We start from the raw sequence: 17486 nt of genomic DNA on the forward strand, positions 1-17486 counted from the left end.
ATCTCGTTAAATAGCTGTGGTGGATTCCGAATGGGATGCGAATCTGCGATCGCGCAAAAAAGCTTTGCTACGCTTTATTAGGCCGATAATTCCGTCGGGAGAGGCAACCACGATCGTCAGAAAGACCATACCGATGAGTGTATTGAAACGATCGCGGTCGTAGATATCAGCAGCGAAAGTGTCGAAGATCGTGAAAATGAGTGCGCCTATGAACGCACCAATTGGATGACCCAAGCCGCCGATCACAGCCATGATTAAGATGCTGATCGTGGCATGGGTGGACACGGTACCTGGCGAGATTCCAATGTTGTAAAAGGCAAGCAGCACGCCGCCGACCCCTGCAATGAAGCCGGCAAGGCCAAACGCCGCAATTCGATGTAGAGCAACATTAAAACCGAGCGCTGAAACACGGCGCGGATTATCGCGAATGCCTTGCAGGACCAATCCGAGAGGAGCGCGGCTGACATAGATCACAAGTGCGTAGAGGGCCGCGGACACGGCAAGAACCGCATAGAAGAAGATCGCGGGCGTACGCAAGGGAACACCCAGAATATCCGGACCCATCACATTGCGAATCCCCTCATAGCCGTTGAGAAACTCGACGTTGGCCTGCACGAAGAAGTAAAAGCTCACTGCGGTCGCGAGCGTGATCATCAGCAGATAGATCTCGCGTGTTCGTACCGCGACGGCACCGATCACGACCCCCGCAATAGTCGAGAATACAAGCGCCAGAGCGATGGCAAGCGCATAAGGAAGCTGGAAGCGATTGGCCGGTATGGCATCCGGCACCGTCACGGCTATCGTGTATCCGGCAACGCCCGCGGCAACCATCTGGGCAAGCGAGATGAACCCGCCATAGTGAGCAAGGAACGTAAGCGAGAGCGCCACGATCCCGAAGATCATAGCCCGCACGAATATGTTGACCGTCCAGAACTCCGGTAGCACAGCCGGCAGCGAGACAAGGACGATCAGAAGAAGCGTCGACATCAAAGCAGGCGAGGCCAAGGATCGTCCGCTGAACGCTGCAGATGTGGAAACCGCATCACTCATGAGAACTTTCTTCCCAACAGACCGCGAGGCCTGAACGCGAGCACTGCCACCATGATGAGCAGCGTAAGCATCACCGAGTAGGCCGGGAACAACGACTGTCCGAACTGCTCGGCCATGCCAACCAGAAGGGCGCCAAGCGCCGTCCCGGGCAAGGATCCCATGCCACCCACGATCACAACCACGAGTGAGGTCAGCAGGAATTCGATATCCTTCTCCTGGCCGAAGGGTTGTGCCGTGCCGCCTACGACTCCGGCCAAACCGGCAAGAGCAGCGCCGATTGCAAAAACGACAACAGAGACGAGCGGGACGTTGACGCCTTGAGCCGACAGCATGGCGCGATCATCGACACCGGCGCGCACGACGATGCCGAGCTTGGTCCGCTGTAAGATCAGCCAGAGGCCGAAACCAACGCCGATCGCCACCACCACCTGAAACAGACGAAAGGTTGAATACTGACCGCCTTGCACGAACGGGACCGGAACCGACCCAAACAAAATGTCGGGCGCGTAGAATTGCTGACTCAGCCCGCCAAAAATCGCCAGAAGCTGGTCCGCAACGATGATGGAGATGCCGATCGTCACCAGCGTCTGGCGCAACTCCTGACCCTGCATCCAACCAAGAAAGACAACCTGCAGCACGACGCCAAGAATCGCCGATGCAGCCATGCCCACGACCAGAGCTACAATCCAGGCATATGCATTTTCGGCATCGTAAAGCGGATAAAAAACGGCAACGCCGGCGTAAGCACCGACAAGAAACAGCGTTCCGTGCGCCATGTTCACCGAGCGCATCAAGCCGAAGATCAGCGAAAATCCGATCGCTACAATGAAGTAGAGAGCGGAGACGGTAAGACCGTTGAGCGCCACCGTGAGAAACAATTCGAGGTTCAAGCCTCACGCTCCACCACTCGGACTCATCGCACGCTGTTTTTTGTGCGCGCACGTTTTATAGCAAACAGACCGCAGATTTATTTTACGTATTTTGCTTGTTGTTAAGTGATCTTGTCCGTCTGACTATTCGGCGCTCATACATAATCTTCTTTTGAGAGCGGCCGTGACGCCAATCAGATTCGAGCGCTTCGAATGGCGACCGGCGTTACGGAAGCCAATGCTTCTTCGGACTCGTTCCTGGGAAACAGGTGGCGCTTCAGACGTAACGGACACCATCGACGCTCCTGCTTTAGCATCTCACAATTCAGCCGGTCGATTCGCAGGGTGATCGATCGATGCTCGCAATTTGCAAATGGAAGCGCATCGACATGCTCTTCGCAGGATACTCGCGAGGCGGATGTTGAAAAAACAATTGCCAAACGTTTCAACGATCAAATCGCGGTCATTCGCCGGTTATAGCTTTCGGCGACAGAGTTATTCTTATTTTTCCAGGCAGCTTGACCACCATTCGAACGCGTGGCTCGATTGCAGGAGTACTTGGCACAGTCGTTGAAACGGATAACACGTCCATGGCCGACAACTACATTATTGAACCGTCTCAAGGCGCGGCGGGCCTAGTCGTTCGCAGCGGTCGCGGTTTCATGTTCTTTTCAGCAAAAAAGGAGTTCGACGTTCTTGAAGGCCAGCTGTTCACGAGTCCCGCGCGAGCCGTCAAGGCTGCAATCGGACACGAAACGAGGCGAGGAACCCGGTTTACGACATCCGCGAAATAAAGCGCGATGTTCTGCGTTGGAAAGTCAGTAAGCCACAAGACGTACGGCCGGCGCTTCTCGTTATCTCACGCCTATCATGACAGAGCTCCCGCCGCTTCTCTCTTCGACGATGCTTCGATTACCTTCGACGACAAGTCGACGCTGCCCCATGCGATCCGGCGCAACGGTCAGGAGGAGGATGTCGATCGCCTCAGCGGGGAAATGCAAAATATCGCTAGGCAGCGTTCACGCTCATGCGATTGTTCGCCCGCCCATTGCCTGAGAGTTCTCGGGCTAACCGACCCCGTAGCATAGCTAGAACCGCTGCCTCCTCGTAGCGATAGTGCTTTCTGCCTTTCGCGTCGCGGCCCGTGTCTTGAATATGCCCGTACGCAAACTTGATGCGATAGCCAAAAGCTCCTACTGACGATTTCAATCCTGCCTCAGACTTGGCCCTCCGTCTGGCATCATATGCTCTTGCGCCGAGTGCGATGGAGAACCTTGGACACAGTCGCCTAGATTGTCGGCTCGATATTCGGATGAAGCGCTAAATGCTGCTACCAATCCGAATAGTTTGTTAATATTCGTCCCTTAGCGCCTAACGTATGAATGGCTGGTTCACATCGAAAGCCGTCGAACCCTCGGTTCAAAGCTGGGCCCGAGTGATCCTGCTGACGATCGCCGGGACGCTCTGCTGCGTCGTCTTGGCCTTTACGATCGACAGCTACTCCTTCAAGGAAGGCGTATGGAGATTGGGGACCAGCCCCGAGAATGATGTGATCATTCCCCTGCTGATCGCGCCACCGTTCTTTTTCTACCTTCTCAGCAAATTGCGCCAGCTGGCAATCGCGCATAAGCAACTGACAGTTATAGCCTCAACCGACGGCCTGACATCCTGTTTCAATCGCGCTGCATTCACGACCCTGGTAGACGCCTATCTTGAACGGGTGAACCAGCAGGAAAGGCGCTGCGATGGCGCGCTGCTAGTCATGGATGTCGATCACTTCAAAAACGTCAATGACAATTTCGGTCACGATGCAGGCGACGAGGCTCTCAAACTGATCGCTCAAAGCATCAGATCGACGCTGCGCGAAGTAGACCTTGTCGGTCGCATGGGCGGCGAGGAATTTAGCGTGTTCCTTCCAGGCATTGCTTCGGACCGGGTCGTCGTGGTTGCCGAGCGAATCCGGGAAACTGTGAAGGCTGCGGAATTTTGTTTCGAAGGGGTTTCCTGCGATCTCTCGATCAGCATCGGCGGAGCGACCTTTGTCCAAAGAACATCGTTCTCGGAGCTATACAAGCTCGCCGATAAACAGCTCTACGATGCAAAGCGGAAAGGGCGAAATCGAGTTGAGCTTTGTCAGTTAGCCAGCAGCGCTCCACTTTCAGCTGCGCATTGAACAAATCAGCGCGCGTATGACGAAGTGTATATGCGCCGCTTTCGGCCATAGCCAGTGTCATAGCCAAGTCTCGACTTGCGCAGCAGCCCGCACGAACGTCTACAAGAAGCGAACGTGGCTTTGATGTGGCGGCTAGGTCATTCCAACGACCGCATGCATCGCTGCAATATCGGTCTCCGTGCCCGCAAACATCATCAGCGAAAACGCCACATCCGTCAGGTCACACCTCAGCAACTATTCTACGGCTACAATCGAGCCCTCGACCTCGCCGAAGCCAACGCGATAGCCGTCTCCCTGACACCAGCCGCGAATGCGGAGCGAATCGCCGTCTTCGAGGAACGAACGGCGCTCGCCACCATCAATCTCAAGCGGCGTGGTCCCGTTCCAGCTCAGCTCCAACATGCTGCCGTGCTCGGCCTTTTCGGGACCACTGATGGTGCCTGACCCCAAAAGATCGCCGACATTCATTGCACAACCTGAAGAGGCATGATGCACGAGCTGCTGCACTGACGACCAGTACATGTATTTGAAATTGGTCCGGCAGATTCTGGCCGACTTTGCCATCTTCTCCGTTCGCAGGTCTACCTCGAGCCGTATGTCGTAATTGTTCGGTTGTGTCTGGCGCAGATAAGGCAACGGCTTCGGATCCTGCGCCGGACCATGAACCCGAAACGGCTCTAATGCCTCACGCGTCACGACCCACGGGCTGATCGAGGTGCCGAACGCCTTCGCCTGAAACGGCCCCAGCGGCACGTATTCCCATTGCTGGATGTCGCGCGCGCTCCAATCATTCAGCAGCGTGAAGCCGAAGATCATCTCTTCCGCTTGTCGTTCGGTCAACATCTCGCCCATCGCGGAGCCCTGCCCGATCACGACGCCAATTTCCAGTTCGAAATCGAGCCGCTTGCACGGGCCGAAGTTCGGAAGCTCCGCCGTTGGCGGCTTCAACTGCCCGCGTGGACGGCGGATCGGCGTGCCGCTGACTACGACGGTCGATGCCCGGCCATTGTAGCCGATAGGAATATGCAGCCAGTTCGGCAGCAATGGATTGGCCTTATCGCGGAACATGGTGCCGACATTGGTGGCGTGTTCTTTCGAGGAATAGAAATCAGTGAAGCCTGCGACGCGGATCGGCATATGCATTTGCGCGCGATTCCGAGGTACAAGCGCGCGCATGCGCAAGTCCGCGTTGTCGCGCAGTTCCGGATTATCATGACGCAGCAATTCGCTGATCCGTCCGCGCGTCTGCGACCACACCTTCGGTCCGAGCGCCATGAAGGCATTCAACGAAGGCTTTGCAAAAACTCCTCTAACCTCGTCGCAACGGATCAGACCGGCGGATTCCAGCACGGCGAGATCGAGAATCTGACTGCCAATCGCCACGCCGACGCGCAACTCCGGCTGCTCCGGCATTGAGAACACCCCGTAAGGCAGGTTTTGGATCGGAAAGTCGGATGCCGCATCGACGTCAACGAAGGTGCGAAGCCTGGGATCGTTCGGGTGCATTTTCTCATCCGGATTGCTCTTGCTTACTATTCTGCGCGGCGCTCCTAGCCCAGTTCAGCAGCGGCTTCGGAAAGTCTCGTCGAGATATTTAATGATCGCAATCGACAGCGCCAGTTCAGGATCAGCGCTGACCTCGGCAGCCAGCCGGTTCAGCCGAAATGGCACGAATTTGAACAGGTCGAGCTTCGCAACGGATGCCGTGTCGGCGGCAAAATTCAGCGGCACTTTCATAGTTGCAGTTGCGACCATTTTAGCGATGGTCTAGCCTCTTTGCCAGATTTTCAATTGCGACGGAGCTTGATCCGGAGCGACCATGACCCAGCGGTCTGTCAGGCAATTTGCTTATCGCCCGCACCCCGATCAGGAGCGCACTGAAGGTAAAGCTGCGCACCATCCGGTCATCATCGTCGGTGCCGGGCCGATTGGCCTCTCACTCGCGATCGATTTGGCACAGCGCGGACAAGCCGTCGTACTGCTCGATGATACAGACAGGATCGGTGACGGGTCGCGGGCGATCTGTTTTTCCAAGCGATCGCTGGAATTGTGGGATCGCCTCGGTGTCGGCGAACGGATGGTCGAAAAGGGGATTGCCTGGAAAGTCGGCAAGATATTCCTCAAGGACGAGATGGTCTACCGGTTCGATCTGTTGCCCGAAGAAGGGCACAAGATGCCGGCTTTCATCAATCTTCAGCAGTATTATGCCGAAGCTTATCTGGTCGACCGCGTTCAGGAATTGCCGCTGATCAATCTGCGCTGGCGAAACAGGGTCGTTGGCCTGGAGCAGCACAACGACCACGCCGTTGTTGAGATTGAAACTCCGGACGGACGATACAAACTGAACTCTGATTTCGTGATCGCCTGCGATGGCGCACGATCGGCCTTGCGGGGTTTCGTGGGTGCGGATTTTTCCGGCGAATCCTTCAACGATCAATTTTTGATCGCAGACGTAAAAATGACGGCCGCGTTTCCAACCGAACGCTGGTTCTGGTTCGACCCGCCATTCCATTCCGGACAGTCCGCGCTGCTTCACCGCCAGCCCGACGACGTATGGCGCATCGATCTGCAACTTGGCCCAGACGCGGACCCCACCGTTGAACGGCTTCCGGAGAATGTGCGGCCGCGGATCGAACGCATGCTGGGACACAAGGAATTCGAATTCGAATGGATATCGATCTATAAGTTTCAGTGCCGGCGCATGCAGAGGTTTATTCATGGGCGGGTTGTCTTCGCAGGCGACTCCGCTCATCAGGTCTCCCCGTTTGGAGCACGCGGTGCGAATTCCGGGCTCGAGGATGCCGAAAACCTTGCCTGGAAGCTCGCCCTCGTTTTGCGGGGCAAGGCCGCGGTTTCCCTGCTCGATAGTTATGAGAGCGAGCGCAGCGCAGCGGCGGACGAAAATATTCGCGCGTCGACTCGCTCGACAGATTTCATTGCCCCCCATTCAAACCACGAACGGCGAATGCGTCATGCGGTGCTTCGACTTGCCAAGGAGGTCGACTTCGCCAGGCGCATGGTGAACGGCGGACGGCTAGCAACGCCGTCAACTTACAATACGCCATTGTCTACCAGCGACGTCGACACATGGCGTGCCGGCCCACGTCCGGGCGCGCCGATCGTGGACGCGCCATTGACGGCAACGAGCGGCGACCGTGTTTATCTTACCGAAGCTTTCAAAGCAGCCTGCGACAATTTTGTTCTGCTGGAATCCGGGAACGGATCGGCTCTCGATCCGCTTGATTGTCACTGCATCAGCATCGGACCCGATGCACCACTCCGCGACACATCCGGACTATTCGCGAAGCGCTATGATGCTTCCGATGGGTCCGCCTATTTGCTTCGACCGGATGGATACGTTGCGGCGCGGTTCAGACATCCCACGTTACCCGTAGTGCAAGCCGCAATCGCGCGGGCGAGTGCGCTAATCGAGGGCATGCCATGACGCTTTCGACGCAGTCCAACTTTCCTGACCCGGACGCCGCTTACCGCCTGGTGGTCGAGGCGCATCGTGGGCTGAGCGATGAGCAGAGCGCGTCGCTCGATACCGCCCTCGTTTTGATTCTTGCCAATCATATCGGGGATGTAGAGGTCCTTCGCGAGGCGGTTTTGTTAGCAAAGCGACGCCTCGGGAATGATCAGTGCGGGTGAGTGGAGTTCGAAGACGAAAGAAAACAAATGAGCGCCAAGAGTTTCGCTTCCACGACTGATATGGCGGAGAAGAAAATCACATTCTCCGAAATCGGCCCGGACATTTATGCGTTCACCGCCGAGGGCGATCCAAATACGGCGGTCATTGTCGGCGACGACGGCTGCATTGTGTTTGACGCGCAGGCGACGCCCGCGATGGCGACCAGCGTCGTCGAACGCGTCAGGATCGTAACCGACAAACCCATCAAGTATGTTGTTCTATCGCACTACCATGCAGTGCGCGTGCTCGGCGCTTCTGCATATCACGCACAGGGAATCGTCGCCTCGAAAGAAACGCACAGGTTGATCGAAGAGCGCGGACAACAGGATTGGGATTCCGAATTCGGCCGGTTTCCGCGGCTATTCCGTGATGCCGCAAGCATCCCGGGTCTGACTTGGCCGACACTTACGTTCGAGACTGAGATGACAATCTATCTCGGCAAGCGCGCGGTGAGGTTGATGCATCTGGGCGCCGGCCACACATCCGGAGATATCGTGGCATGGGTCCCCGATGCGCAAGTGATGTGCTCAGGCGATCTGATTGAATACCATTCCGCTTGCTATTGCGGAGATGCCTATTTGCGTGAATGGCCGACGACATTGAATGAAATTCGCAAATTCAATCCCAAGGCGGTCGCTCCCGGCCGCGGTGACGCCCTCAATGGGCAGTCCATCACACGGGAGGCAATTGCGATGACACGTGATTTCGTCACCGCATTATACGGCTCGGCAGAATTGTCCGTCGCCAAAGGGCACAGCCTGAGGGAGACGGTCGCCGCGACACGCGAAATCATGGACCCAAAATTCTCGACCTTCGCCATTTATGAACACTGCCTGCCGTTCAACGTCTCCCGGGCTTTCGATGAAGCATCGGGCATCGACAATCCGGTGATCTGGACCGCGGACCGTGACCGCGAGATGTGGGCGGCCCTTCAGGGAGGATAAGGCGATGAACACCAACTTCGATCCGGTCGCCGTCAATCGTAGCAGTACCAACGAGACGCCCGGCTATATGTCGGGCTTTGGCAATAGCTTCGAGACCGAAGCACTACCGGGCGCATTGCCGATCGGTCGCAATTCACCTCAACGCTGCGCCTACGGATTGTACGCCGAACAACTGTCCGGCTCGCCGTTCACCGCGCCGCGCGGCGCTAACGAACGCTCGTGGCTTTATCGTATCCGCCCCTCGGTTCGTCATTCCGGGCGTTTCGTTAAGGCCGATGCAAGACTCTGGCGCACAGCGCCGTGCCTCGAGCACGACATGCCGATCGCGCAACTGCGCTGGGACCCCACGCCCATCCCAGAGGACGAGCTGACTTTCGTGCAGAGCGTGCGGACGATGACCACCGCGGGCGACGCCCACACTCAGGTCGGCATGGCCGCGCATATCTATCTCATTACGAAATCCATGGTCGATCAGCATTTTTACAATGCCGATGGCGAGATGCTGTTCGTACCGCAGGAGGGCAGCCTTCGCTTCGTCACTGAATTCGGCGTGATCGACGCCGAGCCGGGCGAAATTGCCGTCATTCCGCGCGGCGTGAAGTTTCGCGTCGAAATTCCATCCGGCCCTGCGCGCGGTTATCTGTGCGAGAACTACGGCGGCGCGTTCACGCTGCCTGAACGGGGACCCATCGGCGCGAATTGTCTTGCCAATTCACGCGACTTTCTTACCCCCGTCGCCGCTTATGAGGACGACGACAAGCCAACCGAGCTGTTCGTGAAATGGGGTGGAGCGTTATGGTCCACGGCTCTGCCTCACTCGCCGATTGATGTCGTGGCATGGCACGGCAATTATGCGCCCTGTAAGTACGATCTAAGGACGTTCTCGCCAATCGGTGCAATCGGCTTCGATCACCCCGATCCATCGATCTTCACCGTGCTGACGTCGCCTTCGGAAATCGCTGGCACGGCGAATATCGATTTCGTGATTTTCCCGGAGCGCTGGGCGGTCGCGGAAAACACGTTCCGTCCACCCTGGTATCATATGAACATCATGTCCGAGTTTATGGGCTTGATATACGGCGTTTACGACGCCAAGCCGCAGGGATTCCTACCTGGCGGCATTAGCCTGCATAATTGCATGCTTCCTCACGGGCCGGACCGCGAGGCGTTCGACCATGCCAGCAAGACCGAGCTTAAGCCCGTCAAGCTAACCGGCACGATGGCCTTCATGTTCGAAACACGCTTCCCACAGCGCGTGACCGAATATGCCGCAACATCCGACGCGCTGCAGGACGACTATGCGGATTGTTGGCAAGGGCTTGAGCGCCGTTTCGATCCGACCAAGCCGTAAGGTGCAACCGCGAGATGACCAACAGCGACGCTTTGCTATACGGATACTTCCGGTCAACCGCAGCCTACCGCGTCCGCATAGCGCTCGGACTCAAGGGATTGAGCGCGGAGACCAAATTCGTACATTTACGCAAAGGCGAACAAGCCCAGCAGGCCTATCGCGACATCAACCCGGCTGGACTGGTGCCCTATTGGATCGAGGGCGACTTTCGCCTCGCTCAATCGCTCGCGATCATCGAATATCTCGATGAAATGCACCCGGCTCCCCCTTTGCTGCCATCCAGCCCGAGAGCACGCGCTATCGCGCGCGAAATCGCGCTGGTTGTGACAAGCGACATTCATCCCATCGGAAACCTTCGTGTTTTAAATCGGCTGGCCGAAATGGGAGTCGACGAGGCCGCCCGTACAACATGGTCGCAGCACTGGATCAAAGTCGGATTCGAAGCAATCGAAGCCCGCCTTGCGCACCTGCCGGGGCCATTTGCGCTCGGTGAACAGCCGACGGTAGCCGATATTTGCATTATCCCGCAGGTGTTTAATGCGCGACGTTTCGGTGTTGATCTTTCTCCATACAAACGAATCCTTGAGATCGACGCGACAGCGTCCGGTCTCAAGGCATTTGCCATGGCTGAACCAAGCCGTCAGCCCGACGCAGAATAGAACTCGGAATAAAGGAACTAGTTGGCCCCCGCGATGCCGCGGGTCGAATCCATGTCGTTGCCGGCGGTTCGCAGATTGAGGGTATTCGCGGGAGATGTTTTGGCGCCCGGCCCGGCGCAACCCATTCAGGGTCGGTCCGTTAAATAGTATTGGCGCGAACCTCGACCAATGATCGCTCCCTGGCGACCAAATTAAAGTTATAGCTAATTGATAGGTATTTCCTCGTTCAGAGCCAAGGCCGCTGGTGCTTAATCCAACACGTCGCGTGTCCGATCAATCGGGACGCCACCAGAGTATTGTTAAACGTTTCGCCGTAATCTGGAGGGAGAAGTGACGGGAGGATGATTGTGGTTCAACACTCTCACGGGCCGAATGATCTCGGTGAGGTAGAGGTAGTCAAATCCGAAACGGGATTCATTCACTACGCGCTCGATGTCACGGCCATCGTGGCCATTACCAATGTTCAGGGCACAATCACACACGTCAACAATAAATTCTGTGAAATTTCGGGCTATTCGCAACACGAACTTATCGGGCAAAATCACCGACTCCTGCGCTCGGATGCTCATGACAAGGCGTTCTTTCGCGAAATGTACCGGCAGATCGCCCGAGGGCAGGTATGGCGCGGCGAAATCTGCAATCGTCGGAAGGATGGGACAACCTATTGGGTCGATACGACTATCGTTCCCCATCTGAATGCCGCCGGCAATCCGGATAGTTACACATCTATTCGCTTTGACGTTACGAGGCGCCATCAGATTGAGGAAGACTTGCGTCATGCCGTCAGTACAGACGCCTTAACCGGCACTGCCAATCGAAGACGGTTTCAGGAGTATCTGACGGCCACGCTCGAACTGAGAAATTCCATTCACACTTCGGTTTACCTAGCCCTGATCGATATCGATGCCTTCAAAGAAATCAACGATACGTTCGGCCATGTTGCTGGCGATAATCTCCTCAAAAATTTTGCAGAGCGGCTTCGCGCTTTTGAGGCGGAGAATATTTTTATTGCTAGGCTTGGCGGCGACGAATTTGGAATTGTGATATCTGACAAGGCGTGTGCAGATGTTCCAGCTCTTTTGGACGAGGTGCTGGACAGCATAAAACAGCCTGTTTGGCTAGGTGATATTAAACACCGATATACGGCCAGTATTGGCGTGGCTGCCTTTCCTAAGGATGCCAAGACACCTGATGGGCTTTTCAAGGCCGCCGATATGGCGCTTTATCACTCAAAAGCTTCAGGGCGAGATCAACGCCAATGTTTCGCACCGCGCCTCCAACTAGCGGTCGAATACAAAAGCGCGTTGCTGCAGGCTGTTGAGGCGGGTCTCGATCGGAACCAGTTCAGTCTCCACTATCAAGCTGTTGTACCAACCGTTCCCGGCAAGTTGATCTCGCTGGAAGGTCTGCTGCGATGGCAGCATCCCGAGCGCGGTCTCCTCACGCCCGATGCATTTCTAACGGAGATCAATGATCCTGGACTGGAGTCGGAAATCGGAATGTTTGTTGTCGAACGAACATTCAAAGACATGGCACGCATACTGGAATTGAGCCTTCCTGTGGACCGCGTTGCCATTAACGTGGCCAATGCGGACTTTCGATCCGACCGCTTTGTAGATCGATTTTTCGAACTTTCGGCCCAGACCGGCATCTCACCCGACCGGTTTTGCGTCGAGGTCGTTGAACAGGTATTTCTGGGAACCAATTTCCAGAGCTTTCAAGACCGCCTATTACGTCTGCACGATGCCGGCGTCGAACTCGCGCTCGATGACTTCGGAACAGGCTTTGCGTCCCTTACCCATCTCCGGCGCATACCGATCGACCGTGTCAAAATAGACCGAGGGTTCATTTCCAGCCTACCAGCGAGTGGAGAAGACTTGGTCCTTGTCAAAGGTATTATTGATATCGCCCATGCTCTCGGTAAATCCGTAACGGCTGAGGGAATCGAGACTGAAGAGCAGGCGACGCTTCTTCAGCAACTCGGTGCCGACGGTCTTCAGGGTTGGTATTTTTCCAAAGCCTGTACCATGGAGCGCTTGCGTTACGTGCTGCTCCAGCTGTTGCCCAGGTCGAGATATAGCGATAATGCGCTTCAAATAGTTGCGCCTAGGAGGGCTTAGAACCGATCCAGTCTGCCGGCGCGTTTCCCTTTGAGGTCATATCAACGCTTCAGCTTCTTTCGGGTTAAGTTGCCGCGCGCTGGTCTCCGGCGCCTTTCCGGCAGGCACCACGCTGCAAAGCAACGGTACGCTACGCGGTACGCCGACCGCTGCCGGGACTTTGAACTTCACGGTCAGAGCAACGGACAGTTCGACAGGAACGGGTACGTTCTCATCGGCCCCCGCCAATGTGACGGTCATTATCAATGCCGGCACGCCGACGGTCAGCTCGGTCGCACCGAACAGCGGCTCGATCGGCGGCACCTCGGTCACGATCACAGGCACCGGCTTCACGGGCGCAACGGCGGTGACATTCGGCGGAACGGCGGCGACGGGCATCACCGTGGTCAATGACACCACGATCACTGCGTCGACGCCGCCGCACGCGGCGGGCGCAGTCGCGGTGACCACGCCAGGGGGCACCGGCTCCGTTCCGAATGGTTTCACCTATTCGGCTTTGAATCGAAAGTGTCGAATTTATTCGAGTTAAGTCACGATGATTTTCGACACATGACTTTGGGCTTCCTTAAACGAACGACACAGGGTCAGCGGGTGAAGGTGCCCGCAATCAGGGAATTCCGCACTTAAGCACGCGCTGTCTTTTTATTTATCGGTTTGTTCGCCGACGAACCGTTCAAAAGTGTTATCGAAACCGCGGGCAGGCTCATCGCCGCGGCATAGCTTCCCGGATTCATGCGCCAGTACAGAACGACAACAACAGCGACTGAAGCGAGGTGCAGCAGCCAGCCGGCCATGAAGCTGCCGGTGAGATCGTGCAGCATCGCGACGATCCATGGCGGCAGCGCCGTGATCAGGAAGCCGCCGCCCTGCATCAGCGCCGACAGCGCCCCCGCCTCGGCCGGATCGGCTAGGTGGTCGAGCGCCACAATCATCGATATGGCGAAACAACCTCGCTGCATCGCTCATCCTGTCATTCATGGCGCCTTCCTTTGTCAGTGCGCTCCGGCGACGGCGAGAATCCGCTCGATCGCATCGTGGCCGTACGCGCGGGCGTGCTGGAGCGGTGTCACGCCCTTGCCGTCGGCCAGATTGACATCGGCTCCGGCCTTGACGAGCAGATCGACGATCTTCTGGTGCCGCTTGCCGCCGTCGCCGAGGATGATCGCCTCCAGTAGCGCGGTCCAACCGAGCCTGTTGACGTGATCAACATCGACTCCCGCTTCAATCAGCGTGCGCACCGTCTCGACATGACCGCGCTCCGAAGCCGGTATGAGCGCTGTGCCGCCGTAGCGATTGATGCTTTTCAGGTCGGCACCGTGCGCCAAAGTCATCTTCAGGATGTCGAGATGGCCGCGCGCTCCGGCATAGAGATACGGGCTGTCCTCGATTTTATCCTTGGCGTTGACGTCGGCGCCAGCCTCGATCAACGCCCTGGCCGCCTCGATTCCGTTGACGTGGGTTGCAACCAGCAGCGCGGTCGCTCCGCTGTCGTCGCGCGCATCGATCTGCACGCCGTCCGCCAGAAGTATTTTGATGGCGGCGACATCATCCTTGCTCGCCGCCAAAAGCAATGAGGTTCCACGCATGGTCTCTCCTGCCGCAACGAGAGGGGCAGCCGTCAACAACAGGGAAGCGACACCTACAAGGACGGAACGGCGAAGCATCGTCTGTTTCCTGTGATGACGGAGTCAGGTTGCCTGACCCGCGCGATCACCGACCGCGCGGCGCGACTGGTCGAGCCGACGGCGGCCGGCGATGGCCGTCTCCATCTACGCCTGGGAACGCGCAGGGCCGCATCGGAACTGGTCGAGCAGATGGAAGCGATCCTCGCTGCCAGATGCGCCCGGCGCACATAGGATACTGCCTTAACACAACAACATGCATTTCAGTCAGCCGTCCAACAAGTCGGCAGCAGCTCGTATTTAGAAGCCTGCAACCCTAACGGCGCGCTCCGTTTAGCATGCTCGTGGCCCCTCCTTCGCCGCGACGCCTTCCGAGCATTTCTTTAAATGCTCGATGATCCATCGCCCGGCCGGTCCTGGAGGTTCGCCTTCCCGATAAACAGCGAACATGGGAAGAGGCAGCCCTCCAGGCGGTGCCTCTTCAATCGAAAGCTCGGCGAGCCGCCCTTCGGCAATATCCCTTGCCACCGTGTGCAGGGGCATGCCCCCAAATCCCAGGCCACTGACAAGGAAGGCGTGTTTCGCAAAGAGGTCCGCCAGGCGCCAGGTGGACGGCGACATCACGCCGATGTTGCGGCCTTCCGTGAGCGTGGATCGATCCGTCAGGACAAGCTGCACATGCCGCGCCAACTCCTCTTTCGGGATGATGCCACGGTAGGATGCAAGAGGATGGCTCGCTGCAGCCACCATCATCAGTTTGACATCGAACAGGCGCTCCTTGATCAAACCGGTTGGAAGCGTCGGCAGAGAACCCACGACACCAAAACTCGCTCGCCCATCCAAAACCGGCTGCACCGCGCCACCGAGCGCCTCGACATAGAGACGCAACGGCGTCGCCGGAAACTGGATACGAAATTCTCGCGCCGCCTCGGCGATCACCTCTATCGGCAGAAACACGTCGAGGACAGCCGTCAACTCAGCCTCGAGTCCGCCAGCAATCCCCTTCGCCCGCGCCTTCATGGCGTCGACGCCGGTGATTACCGCGCGCGCATCCGCCAGCAGGACAACACCTTCCTTCGTCAGCCTGGGATAACGCCCCGCACGATCGAACAGCACGACGCCAAGCTGAGCCTCCAGACTCAGAATCGCTTCGCTCACCGCTGATTGGGTTCTTCGCACGCGGCGCGCTGCGGCCGAAAAGCTGCCTTCATCGGCAGAGGCCACGAACATCCGCAACTGGTCGAACGACACGCTTTCAAGCATCGATCACTCCATCGGTACAGCCGATAGATAATATCAAAATATACTGGCTCCACCCGATATAAGCCATCCCTCATATTGTGCGTGAAGGCAACGCCGCTGCCCAAGCAGCCGAAGGAGCACACGATGACACTTCGCATCCACACATTCACGCCGGTCCGTCTCGGACGCTACGTCCTGCAAAACCGTCTGGTCATGTCCCCGATGACCCGCAGCCGCGCCAAGCCCGACGGCACGCCGGGAGACCTCGCGGCCGAGTATTATGGGCAGCGCGCCGACGTCGGCCTGATCGTCGCGGAAGGCACGCAGCCTTCGGACGACGGGCAAGGCTACCTGACGACGCCGGGCATCTACACAGCGGCGCATGTCGCGGGATGGAAGAAGGTGACAACGGCCGTGCATAACAAAGGCGGTCGAATCTTCATCCAGCTCATGCATGCCGGGCGGATGTCGCATCCCGACAACACACCGCACCATCGCCAAGCTGTTGCGCCATCCGCAATCGCACCCGCATCGCAGATGTTCACCGCGACAGGGATGCAGGAGATTCCGGCGCCGCGCGCATTGTCGACTGAAGACATCCACCAGACCGTTGCCGACTTCCGTCACGCGGCGCGCGCGGCCATTGAGGCTGGCGCCGACGGCGTCGAGATCCACGGCGCCAACGGCTACCTCGTTCAGCAGTTCTTCGCCCCGAACGCCAACACGCGCACCGACCAATATGGCGGCTCGATCGAGAACCGCACCCGCTTCGCGGTCGAAGTCGCCAAGGCAATCGCAGAGGAAATCGGCGCCGACCGGACGGCCATCCGCCTGTCTCCCGGATCACCCCTCGGCGGACTCGACGAGGGAGCGAGCGGCCCCGATCTCTATCGCCATCTCGTCGCCCAACTCAACAAGCTCGGCCTTGCCTACATCCACGTCATGCACAACGGCGACGATAGGCTGATGGCCGACCTGCGCGCGCAATGGAAGCAGGCGCTGATCCTGAACAGACCCGGACGCCCGCGCGAGGAAATCGGCGCTGATGTGGCTTCGGGACTGGCCGACCTTGAGGCTTACGGCCAGATGGTGCTGGCCAATCCTGATTTCGTCGCGCGGCTTAAGAGCGATGCGCCGATGAATCAGGCGGACCACACCACCTTCTTTGGCGGCACCTCACAAGGCTACACCGATTATCCCGCGCTTGAGGTCGCCGCCGCCTGAGCCGCGCGACGTTGTCCGTCCAGATCGAGCTGCGCAGTGCGGGCAGTTCAGGACCGCCAGGCCCGAACTTAATAGAACGTTCCAATTACAGGAGTCATTGCCATGAGCATTATCCGCTATCTTCCCTTCGCCGGTCGGCTGATGATCGGCCTTCCCTTTGCAATGAGCGGCTTGAGCAAGCTCAGTGCCTATAGCGCCACAACCGGCATGATCAACGCCGTCGGATTGCCAATTCCGCCGCTTGCCTATGCGGTGGCCGTAGCCGTCGAACTCGGCGGCGGTTTGCTTCTCATCGCCGGCTATCGTGCTCGCTCCGTCGCCGCTGCTCTTGCCCTGTTCTCGCTCGCAGCAGCGGTGTCGTTTCATAACAACTTTGCCGACCAGAACCAGATGATCCATTTCCTCAAGAACGTGATGATGGCGGGCGGGCTTCTGCAGATCGCGGCATTTGGCGCCGGCGCATTCAGCATCGACAACCAGCGCGAGGCCGGTGGCATAGGTTCAAGCCTCGGAGCGACCGCCTGACCATCCGCCACGACGT

Annotated in this window: 18 protein-coding genes and 1 pseudogene; 11 read left to right on the top strand and 8 right to left on the bottom strand. The window is 57.7% G+C overall.

The window, feature by feature from the left end; genetic code table 11:
• Positions 1 to 6: 6 nt before the first annotated feature.
• Both AC1RT6_RS05990 and AC1RT6_RS05995 read right to left on the bottom strand, forming a co-directional pair.
• Positions 7 to 1050 (bottom strand): branched-chain amino acid ABC transporter permease, encoded by a 1044-nt coding sequence (locus AC1RT6_RS05990; RefSeq protein ID WP_079447917.1) that lies wholly within the window; start codon positions 1048 to 1050, stop codon positions 7 to 9.
• Positions 1047 to 1940 carry a branched-chain amino acid ABC transporter permease gene (locus AC1RT6_RS05995; RefSeq protein ID WP_079447918.1) on the bottom strand — a complete coding sequence of 298 codons (894 nt, stop codon included), beginning with the start codon at positions 1938 to 1940 and terminating at the stop codon, positions 1047 to 1049. The genes AC1RT6_RS05990 and AC1RT6_RS05995 overlap by 4 nt, the downstream gene beginning before the upstream one ends.
• Positions 1941 to 3354: 1414 nt before the next feature.
• Here AC1RT6_RS05995 and AC1RT6_RS06000 point away from each other — a divergent pair.
• Positions 3355 to 4092: a GGDEF domain-containing protein gene (locus tag AC1RT6_RS06000; protein WP_244553548.1), complete on the top strand. Its 738-nt coding sequence runs from the start codon at positions 3355 to 3357 to the stop codon at positions 4090 to 4092.
• 234 nt (positions 4093 to 4326) lie between these two features.
• Here AC1RT6_RS06000 and fahA read toward each other — a convergent pair whose 3' ends face one another.
• Together fahA and AC1RT6_RS06010 are read right to left on the bottom strand one after the other, a co-directional pair.
• Complete coding sequence (gene fahA / locus AC1RT6_RS06005; protein WP_079447920.1) at positions 4327 to 5598, bottom strand: fumarylacetoacetase; 1272 nt, start codon at positions 5596 to 5598, stop codon at positions 4327 to 4329.
• A 123-nt stretch (positions 5599 to 5721) separates the two neighbouring features.
• Positions 5722 to 5847: pseudogene (locus AC1RT6_RS06010) on the bottom strand (MarR family winged helix-turn-helix transcriptional regulator); the annotation flags it as partial.
• Positions 5848 to 5911: 64 nt separating this feature from the next.
• On the opposite strand from AC1RT6_RS06010, the gene AC1RT6_RS06015 reads away from it, so the two are divergent.
• From AC1RT6_RS06015 to AC1RT6_RS06040, 6 genes are all read left to right on the top strand, one after another.
• Positions 5912 to 7537 (top strand): FAD-dependent oxidoreductase, encoded by a 1626-nt coding sequence (locus AC1RT6_RS06015; RefSeq protein WP_079447922.1) that lies wholly within the window; start codon positions 5912 to 5914, stop codon positions 7535 to 7537.
• Positions 7534 to 7743 carry a DUF2783 domain-containing protein gene (locus AC1RT6_RS06020; protein WP_079447923.1) on the top strand — a complete coding sequence of 70 codons (210 nt, stop codon included), beginning with the start codon at positions 7534 to 7536 and terminating at the stop codon, positions 7741 to 7743. The genes AC1RT6_RS06015 and AC1RT6_RS06020 overlap by 4 nt, the downstream gene beginning before the upstream one ends.
• Before the next feature lie 27 nt (positions 7744 to 7770).
• Positions 7771 to 8727 carry an MBL fold metallo-hydrolase gene (locus AC1RT6_RS06025; RefSeq protein WP_079447986.1) on the top strand — a complete coding sequence of 319 codons (957 nt, stop codon included), beginning with the start codon at positions 7771 to 7773 and terminating at the stop codon, positions 8725 to 8727.
• Between the two features lie 4 nt (positions 8728 to 8731).
• A complete protein-coding gene (gene hmgA / locus AC1RT6_RS06030) occupies positions 8732 to 10078 on the top strand; it encodes a homogentisate 1,2-dioxygenase (protein WP_079447924.1) in 1347 nt (448 codons plus the stop codon).
• A gap of 14 nt (positions 10079 to 10092) precedes the next feature.
• Entirely contained in the window at positions 10093 to 10737 is a 645-nt protein-coding gene (gene maiA, locus AC1RT6_RS06035; RefSeq protein WP_079447925.1) for a maleylacetoacetate isomerase, read from the top strand.
• 341 nt (positions 10738 to 11078) lie between these two features.
• Positions 11079 to 12857 carry a putative bifunctional diguanylate cyclase/phosphodiesterase gene (locus tag AC1RT6_RS06040; protein WP_079447926.1) on the top strand — a complete coding sequence of 593 codons (1779 nt, stop codon included), beginning with the start codon at positions 11079 to 11081 and terminating at the stop codon, positions 12855 to 12857.
• 36 nt (positions 12858 to 12893) lie between these two features.
• Here the strand turns inward: AC1RT6_RS06040 and AC1RT6_RS06045 are convergent, their stop codons facing one another.
• Positions 12894 to 13097 (bottom strand): hypothetical protein, encoded by a 204-nt coding sequence (locus AC1RT6_RS06045; protein WP_244553550.1) that lies wholly within the window; start codon positions 13095 to 13097, stop codon positions 12894 to 12896.
• Here AC1RT6_RS06045 and AC1RT6_RS06050 point away from each other — a divergent pair.
• Positions 13087 to 13386: an IPT/TIG domain-containing protein gene (locus AC1RT6_RS06050; protein WP_244553551.1), complete on the top strand. Its 300-nt coding sequence runs from the start codon at positions 13087 to 13089 to the stop codon at positions 13384 to 13386. The two genes, AC1RT6_RS06045 and AC1RT6_RS06050, sit on opposite strands and share 11 nt — an antisense overlap.
• A 94-nt stretch (positions 13387 to 13480) precedes the next feature.
• On the opposite strand, the gene AC1RT6_RS06055 is transcribed toward AC1RT6_RS06050, so the two are convergent.
• Positions 13481 to 13789 carry a hypothetical protein gene (locus AC1RT6_RS06055; RefSeq protein WP_472791379.1) on the bottom strand — a complete coding sequence of 103 codons (309 nt, stop codon included), beginning with the start codon at positions 13787 to 13789 and terminating at the stop codon, positions 13481 to 13483.
• A 60-nt stretch (positions 13790 to 13849) separates the two neighbouring features.
• Entirely contained in the window at positions 13850 to 14443 is a 594-nt protein-coding gene (locus AC1RT6_RS06060) for an ankyrin repeat domain-containing protein (protein ID WP_244553553.1), read from the bottom strand.
• 93 nt (positions 14444 to 14536) lie between these two features.
• On the opposite strand from AC1RT6_RS06060, the gene AC1RT6_RS06065 reads away from it, so the two are divergent.
• A complete protein-coding gene (locus tag AC1RT6_RS06065) occupies positions 14537 to 14713 on the top strand; it encodes a hypothetical protein (RefSeq protein WP_472791378.1) in 177 nt (58 codons plus the stop codon).
• 99 nt (positions 14714 to 14812) lie between these two features.
• Here AC1RT6_RS06065 and AC1RT6_RS06070 read toward each other — a convergent pair whose 3' ends face one another.
• Complete coding sequence (locus AC1RT6_RS06070; RefSeq protein WP_079447929.1) at positions 14813 to 15742, bottom strand: LysR family transcriptional regulator; 930 nt, start codon at positions 15740 to 15742, stop codon at positions 14813 to 14815.
• Positions 15743 to 15865: 123 nt separating this feature from the next.
• Here AC1RT6_RS06070 and AC1RT6_RS06075 point away from each other — a divergent pair, with 123 nt between their 5' ends.
• The gene (locus AC1RT6_RS06075) at positions 15866 to 16945 is read left to right on the top strand and encodes an alkene reductase (protein WP_079447987.1); all 1080 of its coding nucleotides are present in this window, start codon (positions 15866 to 15868) and stop codon (positions 16943 to 16945) included.
• A gap of 102 nt (positions 16946 to 17047) precedes the next feature.
• Positions 17048 to 17470 carry a DoxX family protein gene (locus AC1RT6_RS06080; RefSeq protein WP_079447930.1) on the top strand — a complete coding sequence of 141 codons (423 nt, stop codon included), beginning with the start codon at positions 17048 to 17050 and terminating at the stop codon, positions 17468 to 17470.
• Positions 17471 to 17486 lie beyond the last annotated feature (16 nt).

Source organism: Nitrobacter sp. MLSD-S21, assembly GCF_058809865.1.